Source organism: Pseudomonas akapageensis (assembly GCF_011355085.1).
Taxonomy (GTDB): Bacteria; Pseudomonadota; Gammaproteobacteria; order Pseudomonadales; family Pseudomonadaceae; genus Aquipseudomonas; species Aquipseudomonas akapageensis.
In genome coordinates this window covers 375,029-389,397 of sequence record NZ_VXCP01000002.1, presented here as the reverse complement: position 1 = coordinate 389,397, position 14,369 = coordinate 375,029, and the positions used below count along the sequence as shown (strand labels likewise).

The window sequence follows — 14,369 nt, the reverse complement described above, 5'->3', positions numbered from 1 at the left end:
CAAGACCTAAACTGCGAAATCAGACCACAAAGGAGTGAGAGCAGCATGAGCCGTATCGAAACTGACAGCCTTGGTCAGGTAGAAGTTCCCGATCAAGCCTACTGGGGTGCCCAGACTCAGCGCTCACTGATCAATTTTGCGATCGGCAAGGAACGCATGCCGCTGGATGTCCTGCATGCCCTGGCACTGATAAAAAAAGCCGCCGCACGCGTCAACAACCGCAACGGAGACCTTCCGGCGGACATTGCCCGGTTGATCGAACAGGCCGCCGACGAAGTGCTCGGCGGCCAACACGACGACCAATTCCCGCTCGTCGTCTGGCAGACCGGCAGTGGCACCCAAAGCAACATGAACGTCAACGAAGTGATCGCCGGTCGCGCGAACGAACTGGCGGGCAAAGGCCGCGGTGGCAAAAATCCGGTACACCCGAACGATCACGTCAATCGCTCGCAGAGCTCCAACGATTGCTTCCCCACGGCCATGCACATTGCCACGGTCAAGGCCGTGCAAGAGCATCTGCTGCCGTCCATTGCCGACCTGTCCGACGGGCTGGCCGAGCTTGCGGTGCGCCATCAACACCTGGTCAAGACCGGCCGCACCCACATGATGGACGCGACGCCCATTACCTTCGGTCAGGAAATGTCGGCGTTCGTCGCTCAGCTCGATTACGCCCAGCGCGCCATTCGCGCCGCCCTGCCGGCCGTCTGTGAACTGGCCCAGGGCGGTACCGCCGTAGGCACTGGCCTGAATTCGCCCCATGGATTCGCCGAGGCGATGGCTGCTGAACTGGCCGCACTGTCGGGCCTGCCATTCGTCACCGCACCGAACAAATTTGCCGCATTGGCCGGTCATGAACCTCTGACCACACTGTCCGGGGCCTTGAAAACCCTGGCGGTGACACTGATGAAACTGGCCAACGACCTGCGTCTGCTGGGCTCCGGCCCACGCGCAGGGATCGCCGAAGTGCGCCTGCCGGCCAACGAACCGGGTAGTTCGATCATGCCCGGCAAGGTCAACCCGACCCAATGCGAGGCCCTGTCGATGATCGCCTGCCAGGTAATGGGCAATGACGTTGCGGTGGGCTTTGCCGCCAGCCAGGGCCATCTGCAACTCAACGTCTTCAAGCCGGTGATCATTCATAACCTGCTGCAATCGATCGGCTTGCTTGCCGATGGCTGCAGCAACTTCCAGCAGCATTGCATCGCGGGCCTGGAACCCGACCCAGAGCAAATGGCCAGACACCTGGAGCAGGGCCTGATGCTGGTCACTGCACTGAACCCGCATATCGGCTACGACAAGGCCGCGGAAATCGCCAAGAAAGCCTATGCCGACGGCCGGACGCTGCGCGAAGCGGCGCTGGCGCTGGGTTACCTGACCGATGCCGAATTCGACCTGTGGGTGCGCCCGGAAAGCATGCTCGAGGCCGGCAAGAATGGTTGAGCGTAAAAGCGGCGCCACCGCCCTTGAAGGTGACGGCAAACGCATCCTGATGATTTTCGGCACGCCGAAGACCATCAGCCTTGGTCATGCCCTGGGTGAAGCCTATGCCCAGGGCGCCCGCAGTGGTGGTCATGTGGTACGAGTGATCCGCCTTGGCGAGCTGAAATTCGACCCTGTGCTGCACAGCGGCTACGAACAATCGCAACCGCTGGAGCCGGACCTGCTCGAAGCCCAGCGGCAGATTCACTGGGCCGAACATCTGGTGTTCGTCTATCCCATCTGGTGGGGCGGGCTGCCTGCATTGCTCAAGGGCTTTCTGGACCGGGTCTTGTTGCCCGGTTTCGCCTTCAAGGCCCATGGTCGCGAAGACCAGGCCAACAAGCTGTTGCTGGGCCGCAGCGCCGACCTGCTGGTGACCATGGACACTTCGCCGCACTATTTCCGCTGGAAATATGGGGCCCCGGCGCATAAACAGATGATACGCACCACCCTGGGCTTCTGCGGAGTCAAGACCCTGCACCTGAAGGAATTCGCCCCGGCGCAGTCCTCCACGGAGGAACAGCGCCAGCAATGGCTGCATCAGACCGAAGCCCTGGGACGGCAGATCGGTACCTAATGTTGTCCGGCAATCCTCAGGCGGCGCGCCCGCCAACCTGCCAGAATCGACGGCCCCAGCGCCGTCAATGCCGAGCCCAGGACGACGATCATGGCGCCGGTGTAGCCCAAGCCGTTGATCTCTTCTTTGGGGACATAGTCCGGCCAGATCTGCGCCGCCACGGCCACGGCGCCGAAGGTCACCAGCGGCGTGATAGCCAGTGTCGCGCTGACACGTGAAGCTTCCCAATGGGCCAGGGCTTCGGCGAAGGCCCCGTAGGCCACCAGCGTGTTGAGGCAGCAGGCCAGCAACAACCAGCCTTGCAGCGGGCTCAGTTGCAGCACCTCCAGCGGGTGCGCCCAGGGCGTGAGGACCAGTGCACACAGCAGGTAGATCAGCATCATCACCTGCACCGAGTTCCACACCGTCAGCAGTTGTTTCTGGCCCAGGGCATAAAAGGTCCAGACCGCCGCGGCCAGCAGCGTAATCAATACACCGGCGGTGTATTGGCTCAGCGAAGTCAGCAATTCTTCCAGACGCTGGTTGAAAAACATCCCGAATCCCGCCAGCAAAATGGCCAGGCCAATGCCCTGGGTCAGGGTGAAGCGTTCCTTGAAAATGAACACGCTGCCGAGCAGCAGCAGGATGGGGCCCATCTGGATAACCAGTTGCGCGGTACCCGGGCTGACCAGTTTCAGGCCGAACAAGTAACACACGTAGTTACCCACCAGCCCCGCCACTGCCAACAGCACCAGGCCGATGTTCCTGCGCCCCAGGCCTGTGAAGCTCGGCAGGCGCTTGACGAAAGCCAGGTAGGCAAACAAAACGCCGCCGGAAACCATCAGCCGATACCAGGTGACCGTCACCGGATCCATGGTCTGCAGGACCTGCTTCAACTTGATCGGCAGAATGCCCCACAGGAATGCGGTCAACAATGACAGGAGAAGACCGTAGACCCAACGTCCGGATGAAATGTGCATGACCAGCCTCGAGATCCCTGGGGGGCGGGATAAAGCACGATTCTAAGCGCTGTAAGAATTTTCACACAGGAACAGTTGTGGAGCGGAATGGGCGGTAAGTGTTTAGTTTGCTCTGTGGGAGCTGCGGTGCGACGACTCGACTTGCCTGCGATGCTGGCAACCCGGTTTGTCTGCTTCACCGAATTGATACCATCGCTGGCAAGCCAGCTCCCACAGAGGTCGGCATGGGATTTGTGGAGATCCCCTGTGGGAGCGGCGGTGCGACGATTCGACTTGCCCGCGATGAGGCCCTCACGGGCAACATAAATCTCAGCTAACAGCTTCGAACAGACCGGCCGCCCCCATCCCGCCACCCACACACATCGTCACCACGCCATAGCGCACGTTGCGCCGCGAAAGCTCACGCACCAGATGCCCGACCTGACGCGACCCGGTCATGCCGAACGGATGACCAATGGAAATGGAACCACCGTTCACATTGTATTTCTCGTTGTCGATTTCCAGGCGATCACGGCAATACAGGCACTGCGAGGCGAAGGCTTCATTTAACTCCCACAGGTCGACATCCGCCACGCTCAGGCCATTGGCCTTGAGCAGTTTCGGTACGGCGAACACCGGGCCGATGCCCATTTCGTCGGGTTCGCAACCGGCAACGGTAAAGCCACGGAAAATCGCCCGCGGCGTCAGTCCCAGCGCCTGCGCCCGCTCAAGGCTCATGACCAGCGTCATGGACGCCCCGTCGGACAGTTGCGAAGCATTGCCGGCCGTCACCGAGCCATCTTCAGCGAACGCCGGCTTCAAGCCGGCCAGGCTCTCGAGCGTCGTGTCCGGGCGGTTGCAGTCGTCGTCGAAAACCACACCTTCGCGCCATTCCTGCTGCCCCGTGGCCTTGTCTTCCACCAGGAAACGGGTGGACATCGGCACGATTTCATCCTTGAACAACCCGGCTGCCTGGGCCCTGGCGGTACGCTGCTGGCTTTGCAGGGCGTACTGATCCTGCTCCTGGCGGCTGACGTTGTAGCGCCTGGCTACGATTTCGGCAGTCTGCCCCATAGGCATGTAAATGCCGGGGTTCAGGTCCTTGAGCGCAGGGTTGATCAAATGGTCCTGATTGACGCTCTTGAGGGTCAGGCTGATGGACTCCACACCACCGGCCACGATGATATCGCTGCAGCCCGAAGCGATCTGGTTGGCCGCAATGGCAATGGCCTGCAGGCCCGAGGAGCAGAAGCGATTGAGGGTCATCCCGGCCGTGCCGGTGCCCAGGCGCGAGAGCACGGCGACGTTGCGACCGATATTGAACCCCTGGGCACCCTCGTTGGAACCGGCGCCGACGATGCAGTCTTCGACAGTCGCCGGGTCGATGCCATTGCGCTCGAGCAAGGCGTTGACACAATGGGCCGCCATGTCATCCGGACGGGTCTGGTTGAACTTGCCTCGAAAGGACTTGGCCAGCCCGGTCCGCACGCTATCGACGATCACTACTTCACGCATGGCACTGCCCTCTTGTGGTTATCGGTTAAGTTCTCCGAGCATAAAACTGCATGATCACCTTCTGCGATGATCATTCAGGTTCTGTATGAAAACCCATCCGTCACAGATGAACTATCCGGACTTCTTGTCAGTCTTGAAGGCAGCCTCCAGCGCTTCGTTGATGGTGCGCAGCACCTTGACCCGCGCCCAGCGCTTGTCATTGGCCTCGACCAGGGTCCAGGGCGCGATTTCGGTGCTGGTGCGATCGACCATGTCACCGACGGCAGCGCGGTACAGGTCCCACTTGTCACGATTGCGCCAGTCTTCTTCGGTGATCTTGAAGCGCTTGAAGGGGATCTGCTCGCGCTCCTTGAAGCGTTCGAGTTGGGTTTCCTTGTCGATTGCCAGCCAGAACTTCACCACCACGACGCCGGCATCGCTCAGTTGCTCTTCGAAATCGTTGATTTCGCCATAGGCACGCATCCAGTCGGCCTTGCTGCAGAAGCCTTCGACCCGCTCCACCAGCACCCGGCCATACCAGGAACGATCGAACACGGTGAACTTGCCGCGCGCCGGAATCTGCCGCCAAAAGCGCCACAGATAAGGTTGGGCAATCTCGTCCTGGGTGGGCGCGGCGATGGGCACGATGGCATATTGGCGCGGGTCCAGCGCCGCGGCGACACGGCGGATCGCGCCGCCCTTGCCCGCAGCGTCATTGCCCTCGAACACCGTGATCAGCGCATGCCGGCGCATGCGCTTGTCGCGCAGCAAGCCGGACAGTCGGGCCTGCTCGGCAACCAGCTGCTCTTCATAGTCTTCCTTGGACAGACTCACGCTCAGGTCCAGGCTGTCGAGCAAGCTGCGCTGGTCGATGCTTTCCCCCACCGGCGCGATGCTGGGCTTGTGCGTCTCCTGCGGTGGGGTCTGCAGGGCCGCCTGCATGGCTTCGAGCAGAATCCGGCCGACCGCGAGGCTGCGGTAATTCGGGTCGACGCCCTCGATCACATGCCAGGGCGCATAGTCGCGGCTGGTGCGGCGCAGCACCCGCTCGCCAAAGCGTACGAAGCGGTCATAGGTCTCGGACTGCTGCCAATCCAGCGGGCTGATGCGCCAGCTATGCAGGGGATCATCCTTCAAGGACTTGAGCCGTGCCTTCATCTGCTTCTTGGATAGGTGAAACCAGAACTTGATGATCAAGGCGCCTTCATCGCAGAGCATCTGCTCGAGACGCTCGGCGCCGTTGATGGCCTGATCCAGAACGGCATCCTTGAACTCGCCATGCACCCGCCCCTGCAGCATCTGGCTATACCAGTTGCCGAACAGAATACCCATCCGCCCCTTGGCCGGCAGTTGCCGCCAGTAGCGCCAGGCCGGTGGCCGGGCCAGTTCTTCATCGGTTTGCTGGTCGAAGGTCCGCACCTCGATCAGGCGCGGGTCCATCCACTCGTTGAGCAGTTTGACCGTCTCACCCTTGCCGGCGCCTTCGATGCCATTGATCAGCACGATCACCTGGGAACGCGCCTGGTGCTTGAGCTCTATCTGCGCTTCGAGCAAGGCTTCGCGCAGTGCGGGGACTTCAGCGTCGTAGGTTTCCTTGTCAATCGCGTGGCCGATCTCGGCGGATTCGAACATACCTGTCTCCCTTCATCGAATGTTCAAGATTAGCGGATCATCGACGCCGTCGTTTCGAGAAAATGTATCAACCACCGGCAAGCGCAAACGATCGGCTAGAATGCCTGTCTTGCTGCTGCCGAGCCGAACATGAGCCACCTGCCCTCCTCACACGCCTTCCACGCCCAGATCGATTGGGACGACCAGGGTCGCCCGCGCTCGCGGGTATTCGATGACGTTTATTTCTCCGATGAATCGGCCCTCAACGAGACGCGCCACGTGTTCATCGAGCAGAACCAGCTGCAACGTCGCTTCAGCGAGCTTGGCGCGGATGGGCGCCTGGTGATCGGCGAAACCGGATTCGGCACCGGCCTGAATTTTCTCTGTGCCTGGCAGTTGTTCGCCGCATGCGCGCCGAAGGGCGCCCGGTTGCACTTCGTCAGCGTGGAAAAATTCCCGCTGAGCCCCGCCGACCTGAATCGGGCACTGACACTCTGGCCGCAGCTGGCGCCCTTCGCCGAGCCGCTGCTCAAGCAGTACGTGGCCGTGCATGGTGGCTTCCAGCGCTTTATCTTCGACCAGGGCCGGGTGACCCTGACCCTGCTGGTCGGCGATGCGCTGGAACAACTGCCCCAGCTCGATGGCCAGGTCGATGCCTGGTTCCTCGATGGCTTCGCGCCGTCCAGGAATCCGGAAATGTGGACCCCGGAACTCTTTGCGCAACTGGCACGCCTGTCGGCCCCCGGGGCCACACTGGGTACCTTTACCAGCACCGGCTGGGTACGGCGCGCTCTCAAGGCCGCCGGCTTCACCATGAAACGGGTACCCGGCATCGGCCACAAATGGGAAATCCTGCGCGGCGTCTTCAATACCTGGCCCGATGACATCCCGGCACCTGCCGCACCGGCGCCCTGGTTCGCCCGCCCGCACACCAGGGTTTCGCAACGCCACGCCCTGGTGATCGGTGCCGGCCTTGCCGGCTGCGCCACGGCCCACAGCCTGGCCATGCGCGGCTGGCAAGTGAGCCTGCTGGAGCGCCATGCCCAACCTGCCGCGGAGGCCTCGGGAAATCCCCAGGGTGTGCTTTACCTCAAGCTTTCAGCCCATGGCACGGCGCTTTCGCAGTTGATACTCAGTGGCTTCGGCCATACCCGCCGCCTGCTTGAACAGCTGCAACGCGGCACCGACTGGGACAGCTGCGGCGTGCTGCAACTGGCGTTCGACGACAAGGAAGCCAAACGTCAGGGCCAGCTCGCCCAAGCTTTCTCCCCGGATCTATTACGCGTGCTGGAGCGGGCCGAGGCTCAGGCGGTAGCCGGCATCGGCCTGGACAGTGGCGGGCTGTACTTTCCCGAAGGCGGTTGGGTCCACCCCCCTGCCCTGTGTCACTGGCAGGCCAGGCACCCCAATATCCAGCTGTTGCCCCATCATGCCGTGCTGCAATTGCACAGGGTCGACGGGCAGTGGCAGGCCTGGGACGGTGAACGTCTGCTGGCCAGTGCCCCGGTAGCGATCCTTGCCGGGGCCGCCGACGTACGCCAGTTTGCCGCCACGGCCGATCTACCGCTCAAGCGTATCCGCGGCCAGATCACCCGCCTGGACCAGACCGAGCAAAGCCGGGCCTTGCGCACGGTGGTCTGCGCCGAAGGCTATGTGGCGCCGGCCCGCGAGGGCGAACACACCCTGGGCGCCAGTTTCGATTTCCACAGCGATGACCTGACGCCCACCGCAGCCGAACACGCCGGCAATCTGCAACTGCTCGCGGAGATATCCACAGACCTCGCCAGCCGCTTGCAGGTCGAGCAACTGCCGCCAGAACAGCTCCAGGGGCGCGCCGCCTTCCGCTGCACGAGTCCGGACTACCTGCCCATCGTCGGTCCGGTGGCGGACACTGCGGCATTCAGCGAAATCTACGCGGTACTGGCCAAGGACGCCCGGCAAATCCCCGACCAGCCCTGCCCGTGGCTGGACGGCCTGTACGTCAACAGTGGCCATGGCTCGCGGGGCTTGATTACCGCGCCCTTGTCCGGCGAGCTGATCGCCGCCTGGCTGGACAATGAGCCCCTGCCACTGCCGCGCAGCGTCGCCGAAGCCTGTCATCCCAATCGCTTTGCCCTGCGCAATCTGATACGCGGCAAAGCCAGGCAAGGCTGACAAAAGCGGTCCACAATGGCTTATGGCCCATGGCTCCGGATTTCCCATAATCGAATGCCGCCATAGCCATTCAGGAGCACGGCAATGCTGATTCGGCAACTTATCCACAGCCAGAGCAGCACCTACAGCTATCTGCTGGCAGACCAGGGGGAAGCACTCCTGATCGATCCGGTCAGAGACAAGCTCGAAGACTATCTGCACCTGCTCGATGAACTGGAACTGCGCCTGTCGATGGCCATCGACACCCATACCCATGCTGATCACATCACCGCCCTGGGCCTGTTGCGCGATCGTACCGGTTGCGCCGCCGGGTTTGGCGAGCCGAACCCCGCCAGCTGCGCCAGCTTCTCCTTTCACGATGGCCAGCATCTGGATTTCGGAAAGCGCAGCCTCGTGGCCTGGCACACGCCCGGGCACACCGACGACTCCTATTGCTTCGTGCTCTGGCCCCAGGACCAGGAACCGGCCTGCCTGTTCAGCGGCGACACCCTGCTGATCCGCGGCACCGGTCGCACCGACTTCCAGAACGGCAATGCCCACGACGCGTGGAACAGCCTGCAACGCCTGTTGAGCCTGCCCGACACGACCCTGGTGTACCCGGCCCACGACTACAAGGGCTGGACCTGCTCGACCATCGGCGAAGAGCGCCGCCACAACCCGCGGCTGCAGGTCGCCAATGGGGATGAATACGCGCAGCTGATGGCAAGCCTCAAACTGGCCGAGCCGCAGATGATGGAGATTGCCGTGCCGGCAAATCGTGCGTGTGGCAGGGTTTGATAAATTCGTTGTATTTGATGGCCTCATCGAGGACTTCGTCACCCGTGACGGCACCGACAATGGCGATGAAACGCCCCTGGAAACCCGTGTACAGCGCGTGCGCCATGCATTGAGCAAGGCCCAGGCCTTCATCGTGTTCGACCCGGACAGCCAGCAATGCCAGCTCATGCTCAAACACGATATCCCCAAGGAGCTGTTCGACTGAGCCCAGCCCCTCAGCGACCCCGGGCCTGCGCCTGCTTGATCAGGTATTCGGCAATGCGCCGGTGGATTTCCGCACGGTGCACTTGAATATGGCGAGGGGCCGTGACGCCGAGGCGCACGACATTTTCGTTGACGGCGAGGACCTTCACCGTGACTTCATCATCGATGATGATTGACTCGCCGATTTCCCGGGTTAATACCAACATGGCCTGGATCCTTCAAGAGTGGGGATCCGAGACTGCCCGCGGAATTATCTGTCTTCAATGTCTCTACAGATAATTAGGCGAATCCTACATACATTAGTCATCAGTCCTACAGACACCACCTACAACTGAAACTACCTTCAGGCGTTTTGAAAGCGTGGCCCGAGCAGGATGACAGTGGCACCCAACACGCACAATAACGCCCCCAGCCAGTCCGACCCCAGCGGCCGGGCCCGCTCCACCAGCGCGAGCCAGGCCAGGGAAGTAACGATGTAGATTCCGCCGTAGGCCGCATAAGCGCGTCCGGCATAGGCCGCTTCGACCCGGGTCAGCAAGAGAGCGAAACAGGTCAGGCTGAGCAGCGCAGGAGCCAGCCACCAGGCTGTCTTGCCCAGGCGCAGCCACATGTAGAACGCATAGCAACCGGCGATCTCGAAGATCGCCGCGAGGAAAAACCACAAATAATTGAGCACGCCGGATTCTCGCCAGTATTCAGTTGCGCGGAATGCGCAAGAATACCCGAAACCAGCAGTCAACCCTGCAGTCAACCCTGGCTCTGGCGAGCCTTGGCGCGCATTTTGTCGGCCATGCTGGTCATCTCGTCGTACAGCAACTGCGGGTTCTTCTGCTTCAGTGCCCAGGCCTGGCGTCCCAGTTCATGGGGCAGAATCATGAATTCGCCTTCGGCCACGTGCCGGTAGATGTAATCGGCAATGTCGCTGGCGGTGATGGGCGAGCTTTCCAGCAGCTTGCCGACCTGGGCCTTCATCGCCGGCGTCGGGCCACGGAAGGAGTCCAGCAGGTTGGTCTGGAAGAACGACGGGCACACCACATGCACGCTGACTTCCTGCTGCGCCAATTCAATCAACAGGCTTTCGGACAACGCCACCACACCGGCCTTGGCCACGTTGTAGTTGCTCATTGCCGGGCCCTGCATCAAGGCGGCCATGGAGGCAATGTTGATGATCTTGCCCTTGCTCTTTTCCAGCAGCGGCAGGAAGGCCTTGCAGCCCTTGACCACCCCCATCAGGTTGATCGCGATCTGCCAGTCCCAGTCTTCCAGCGACAGTTCGCTGAAAAAGCCTCCCGAGGCGACCCCGGCGTTATTGACGATGATATCGATACCACCGAACTTTTCTTCGCAGGCCTGGGCAAAGGCCGTCAGCTGGCTGTAGTCGCGTACGTCGCAACGCTGGATAAAGCCGTCGCCGCCGGCTTCGCGCACCAGCGCGAGGGTTTCCTGAAGCCCCGGCTCGCTCACATCGGACAGCGCCAGTTGCCAGCCTTCACGGGCCCAGCGCAGTGCGATTTCACGACCCAGGCCCGATCCTGCACCGGTGATCATCATGCGATTTTGCATAGGAGTTGCCTTGTTGTTCTGGGGAATATGCGAGGCAGTGTAGCGAAGGAAATACTCGCCCCCACGTACCATCAGAACGCTGAATGCCCCGGGCAAACCGGCGCCTCACCTGAATGAATTCACCGATCAACAGTACCCATGGACTTTTTTCGAACGGGTGCAGTCCGAAGTATTAAGCGCTCAGGACTTTCATGCCATTAGCGGATGTCTTGAACGACCAGCTCACTGCAATCAGTCCACTAAGGAAATCGCCATGGGCACCATTTTAATCATCATCCTGATACTGCTCCTGATCGGTGGCTTACCCGTATTCCCGCATTCCAGAAGTTGGGGCTATGGGCCATCAGGGATTATCGGTACCGTCCTGATCATTCTTTTGATTCTGTTGTTGCTCGGCAAGATTTAGAACGGCGTGCATAAAAAAGGCAGCCTCTTGGCTGCCTTTTTTTTATGTTGCCTCAAGTCTTAGTGAGAAACCGCCCCGCTCGCCCCCAATCCAGTCTGCGAACGAACAAACTGCGGGAAGAACAAGGCCCGTTCTTCATCAGCCGCCCTGGACTTGTCGGTGATGGAGAAGAACCAGATACCCACGAAAGCGATCGCCATGGAGAACAGCGCCGGGTATTCGTACGGATAAATGGGTTTCTCGTGACCGAGGATCTGCACCCAGATGGTCGGGCCCAGCACCATCAACGCCACCGCACTGATCAGGCCCATCCAGCCACCGATCATGGCACCGCGGGTAGTCAGCTTTTTCCAGTACATCGAAAGCAGCAACACCGGGAAATTGCAGCTGGCGGCAATGGAGAACGCCAGGCCGACCATGAAGGCGATGTTCTGTTTCTCGAACAGGATGCCCAGGCCGATGGCCAGCACCGCCAGTGCAATGGTGGTGATCTTCGAGACGCGAATCTCATCCTTCTCGTTGGCCTTGCCCTTCTTGATCACGCTGGCGTACAGGTCATGGGACACCGCCGAGGCACCGGCCAGGGTCAGACCGGCTACCACCGCCAGGATGGTGGCAAAGGCCACGGCCGAGATGAAGCCCAGGAAGATGCTGCCACCCACCGCATTGGCCAGGTGGACCGCCGCCATGTTGTTACCGCCCAGCAGTGCGCCCGCGGCGTCCTTGAAGGCCGGGTTGGTGCTGACCAGCAGGATCGCGCCGAAGCCGATGATGAAGGTCAGGATGTAGAAGTAACCGATGAAGCCGGTGGCATACAGCACGCTCTTGCGCGCTTCCTTGGCGTCGCTCACGGTGAAGAAGCGCATCAGGATGTGCGGCAGGCCAGCGGTACCGAACATCAGCGCCAGGCCCAGGGAGAAGGCCGAGATCGGGTCTTTCACCAGACCGCCGGGGCTCATGATCGCTTCACCTTTGGGGTGAACCTTGATCGCTTCGGAGAACAGGGTATTGAAGTCGAAATTGACGTGTTTCATCACCATCAGCGCCATGAAGCTGGCACCCGACAGCAACAACACGGCCTTGATGATCTGTACCCAGGTGGTGGCCAGCATGCCGCCGAACAGCACGTACAGGGCCATCAGGATCCCCACCAGCACTACCGCAACGTGGTAGTCCAGGCCGAACAGCAACTGGATCAGCTTGCCGGCACCGACCATCTGCGCGATCAGATAGAACGCCACCACCACCAGGGAGCCTGAGGCCGACAGGGTGCGGATTTCTTTCTGCTTCAGGCGATAGGACGCGACGTCGGCAAAGGTGTATTTGCCCAGGTTGCGCAAGCGTTCGGCAATCAGGAACAGAATGATCGGCCAGCCCACCAGAAAGCCGATCGAATAGATCAGGCCGTCGTAGCCGGAGGTGAACACCAGAGCGGAAATCCCCAGGAAGGAGGCCGCCGACATGTAGTCACCGGCAATCGCCAGGCCGTTCTGGAAGCCGGTGATGCGGCCGCCTGCGGCGTAGTAATCGGACGCCGACTTGTTGCGCTTGGACGCCCAATAAGTAATGCACAAGGTCAACCCGACAAAGGCGACGAACATCGCGATTGCCGAGACGTTGAGGGGTTGCTTCTCGACCGCGCCGGTCAGGGCATCGGCGGCCCAGAGGGTTGGCGCAAAGGCCATGATGCCAAGGGCAGAAAGTAGACGCCGGATCATTGCTGAGCCTCCTTGAGAATCGCATTGTTCAGGTCATCGAACTCGCCGTTGGCACGACGTACATAGATTGCCGTCAGGATGAAAGCCGAAACGATCAGACCGACGCCTAGCGGAATACCCCAGGTGACGGAGGAGTCCGGGCCGATCTTGGCACCGAGTATGTGAGGACCGTATGCGATCAGGAGAATGAACCCTGAATAAAGCCCAAGCATGATCGCCGAGAGTATCCAGGCGAAGCGTTCCCTTTTTGTTACCAGCTCCTTGAAGCGCGGGCTGTTTTGAATCGAGAGGTAAATGCTGTCGTTCATTGTTTTTGTCCTCGCAGCACAGATTAAGTAGAACGAGGTCCACTTTATGCTGCTCGGTACGGCACTCCAGACGACCTTAGTAGTAGATCGAGGCGCCTGATGAGGACAACTGGCTCAGCCTTGCAATGCCATTGCCCATGGCAAAGTAATCTGCCGAAAACAAAAGAGCCGCCCGGCTGTGCAAGCCGGGCGGCCCTGGAACTGCTGTATTAGAGACCTCAAGCCATCATTTGGCGGTCCATTGCGCGACACGATCAGGGTGCTTGGCAACCCAATCCTTGGCCGCTGCGTCAGGCTTGGCACCGTCCTGGATGGCGAGCATGACTTCGCCGATTTCATCCTTGGACTGCCAGGAGAAATTCTTCAGGAAGGTTGCAACTTCCGGCGCCTTCTTCTCCAGGCCCATGCTACCGATACTGTTGACGGTCTCGGCTGCACCGTAAACGCCTTTTGGATCTTCCAGGAAACGCAGTTTCCACTTGGCGAACATCCAGTGCGGTACCCAACCGGTCACGGCGATCGATTCCTGTTTTGCTTCGGCACGGGTCAATTCGGCAATCATCCCCGCACCGGAGCTGGCTTGCAGCTTGTAGCCGGTCAGGTCGTAGTCCTTGATCGCCTGATCGGTCTTGAGCATCACGCCGGAGCCGGCGTCGATGCCGACGATCTTCTGCTTGAAGCTGTCATCGGTCTTGAGGTCGTCAAGCGATTTGGCCTTGACGTATTCCGGCACGATCAGGCCGATCTTGGCGTCCTTGAAGTTGGGGCCGTAGTCGACAATCTTGTCCTTGTTCTTGGCGTAGTAATCACCATGGGTGACCGGCAGCCAGGCCGAGAGCATGGCGTCGAGCTTACCGGTGGCCACGCCCTGCCACATGATCCCGGTTGCGACCGCTTGCAGCTTCACCGGGTAGCCGAGTTTTTGCTGGATCACTTCGGCGGCCACGTTGCTGGTCGCTACGCTGTCGGACCAACCGTCGACATAGCCAATGCTCAAAGTGGGTTTGGTGTCGGCCTGGGCCAGGGTGGAGCCGATCGCAAGTGCCAGAACTGCACCCGCCCCTAAGAGTCGTCGCATCTTCATCGTTACTTCCCCGAAAGTGCTGCGCCCGACGAATGCCGGGCATCGTCACGTGTTGT

15 protein-coding genes are annotated in these 14,369 nt (G+C 60.7%); 6 read left to right on the top strand and 9 right to left on the bottom strand.

Annotation, left to right across the window (positions count from 1 at the left end; genetic code table 11):
• The first annotated feature begins 45 nt into the window (after positions 1 to 45).
• Together F2S13_RS03675 and F2S13_RS03670 are read left to right on the top strand one after the other, a co-directional pair.
• Complete coding sequence (locus F2S13_RS03675) at positions 46 to 1,440, top strand: class II fumarate hydratase (protein WP_166359092.1); 1,395 nt, start codon at positions 46 to 48, stop codon at positions 1,438 to 1,440.
• Positions 1,433 to 2,056, top strand: coding sequence for an NAD(P)H-dependent oxidoreductase (locus tag F2S13_RS03670; RefSeq protein ID WP_166359091.1), 624 nt, complete (start codon positions 1,433 to 1,435; stop codon positions 2,054 to 2,056). The genes F2S13_RS03675 and F2S13_RS03670 overlap by 8 nt, the downstream gene beginning before the upstream one ends.
• Here the strand turns inward: F2S13_RS03670 and F2S13_RS03665 are convergent.
• The 3 genes from F2S13_RS03665 to pap all read right to left on the bottom strand — a co-directional run bounded on the left by F2S13_RS03665 (position 2,053) and on the right by pap (position 6,120).
• Positions 2,053 to 3,015: a DMT family transporter gene (locus F2S13_RS03665; protein ID WP_166359090.1), complete on the bottom strand. Its 963-nt coding sequence runs from the start codon at positions 3,013 to 3,015 to the stop codon at positions 2,053 to 2,055. The genes F2S13_RS03670 and F2S13_RS03665 overlap by 4 nt on opposite strands.
• A 309-nt stretch (positions 3,016 to 3,324) precedes the next feature.
• Complete coding sequence (locus F2S13_RS03660) at positions 3,325 to 4,509, bottom strand: thiolase family protein (RefSeq protein WP_166359089.1); 1,185 nt, start codon at positions 4,507 to 4,509, stop codon at positions 3,325 to 3,327.
• A 111-nt stretch (positions 4,510 to 4,620) separates the two neighbouring features.
• The gene (gene pap, locus F2S13_RS03655) at positions 4,621 to 6,120 is read right to left on the bottom strand and encodes a polyphosphate:AMP phosphotransferase (protein ID WP_166359088.1); all 1,500 of its coding nucleotides are present in this window, start codon (positions 6,118 to 6,120) and stop codon (positions 4,621 to 4,623) included.
• A gap of 129 nt (positions 6,121 to 6,249) precedes the next feature.
• Here pap and mnmC point away from each other — a divergent pair, with 129 nt between their 5' ends.
• The 3 genes from mnmC to F2S13_RS03640 all read left to right on the top strand — a co-directional run bounded on the left by mnmC (position 6,250) and on the right by F2S13_RS03640 (position 9,235).
• A complete protein-coding gene (gene mnmC, locus F2S13_RS03650) occupies positions 6,250 to 8,253 on the top strand; it encodes a bifunctional tRNA (5-methylaminomethyl-2-thiouridine)(34)-methyltransferase MnmC2/FAD-dependent 5-carboxymethylaminomethyl-2-thiouridine(34) oxidoreductase MnmC1 (RefSeq protein WP_166359087.1) in 2,004 nt (667 codons plus the stop codon).
• A gap of 84 nt (positions 8,254 to 8,337) precedes the next feature.
• Positions 8,338 to 9,030 carry an MBL fold metallo-hydrolase gene (locus F2S13_RS03645; RefSeq protein WP_166359086.1) on the top strand — a complete coding sequence of 231 codons (693 nt, stop codon included), beginning with the start codon at positions 8,338 to 8,340 and terminating at the stop codon, positions 9,028 to 9,030.
• Positions 9,017 to 9,235, top strand: coding sequence for a YheU family protein (locus F2S13_RS03640; protein WP_343047160.1), 219 nt, complete (start codon positions 9,017 to 9,019; stop codon positions 9,233 to 9,235). The genes F2S13_RS03645 and F2S13_RS03640 overlap by 14 nt, the downstream gene beginning before the upstream one ends.
• Positions 9,236 to 9,245: 10 nt before the next feature.
• Here F2S13_RS03640 and csrA read toward each other — a convergent pair whose 3' ends face one another.
• From csrA to F2S13_RS03625, 3 genes are all read right to left on the bottom strand, one after another.
• Positions 9,246 to 9,440, bottom strand: a complete 195-nt coding sequence (gene csrA, locus F2S13_RS03635) for a carbon storage regulator CsrA (RefSeq protein ID WP_166359085.1) — start codon at positions 9,438 to 9,440, stop codon at positions 9,246 to 9,248.
• Positions 9,441 to 9,577: 137 nt separating this feature from the next.
• Positions 9,578 to 9,910: a YnfA family protein gene (locus F2S13_RS03630; RefSeq protein WP_166359084.1), complete on the bottom strand. Its 333-nt coding sequence runs from the start codon at positions 9,908 to 9,910 to the stop codon at positions 9,578 to 9,580.
• 71 nt (positions 9,911 to 9,981) lie between these two features.
• Positions 9,982 to 10,797 (bottom strand): SDR family oxidoreductase, encoded by an 816-nt coding sequence (locus F2S13_RS03625; RefSeq protein ID WP_166359083.1) that lies wholly within the window; start codon positions 10,795 to 10,797, stop codon positions 9,982 to 9,984.
• Positions 10,798 to 11,044: 247 nt separating this feature from the next.
• Between F2S13_RS03625 and F2S13_RS03620 the strand changes: the two genes are divergently transcribed.
• The gene (locus F2S13_RS03620) at positions 11,045 to 11,203 is read left to right on the top strand and encodes a DUF3309 family protein (protein ID WP_136478888.1); all 159 of its coding nucleotides are present in this window, start codon (positions 11,045 to 11,047) and stop codon (positions 11,201 to 11,203) included.
• A gap of 59 nt (positions 11,204 to 11,262) precedes the next feature.
• Here F2S13_RS03620 and F2S13_RS03615 read toward each other — a convergent pair whose 3' ends face one another.
• The 3 genes from F2S13_RS03615 to F2S13_RS03605 form a co-directional block, all read right to left on the bottom strand.
• On the bottom strand, positions 11,263 to 12,921 hold the full coding sequence (locus F2S13_RS03615) for a cation acetate symporter (protein WP_166359082.1): 1,659 nt from the start codon (positions 12,919 to 12,921) through the stop codon (positions 11,263 to 11,265).
• Positions 12,918 to 13,229 carry a DUF485 domain-containing protein gene (locus F2S13_RS03610; RefSeq protein ID WP_166359081.1) on the bottom strand — a complete coding sequence of 104 codons (312 nt, stop codon included), beginning with the start codon at positions 13,227 to 13,229 and terminating at the stop codon, positions 12,918 to 12,920. The genes F2S13_RS03615 and F2S13_RS03610 overlap by 4 nt, the downstream gene beginning before the upstream one ends.
• 226 nt (positions 13,230 to 13,455) lie before the next feature.
• Positions 13,456 to 14,313 carry a glycine betaine ABC transporter substrate-binding protein gene (locus F2S13_RS03605; protein ID WP_166359080.1) on the bottom strand — a complete coding sequence of 286 codons (858 nt, stop codon included), beginning with the start codon at positions 14,311 to 14,313 and terminating at the stop codon, positions 13,456 to 13,458.
• Positions 14,314 to 14,369 lie beyond the last annotated feature (56 nt).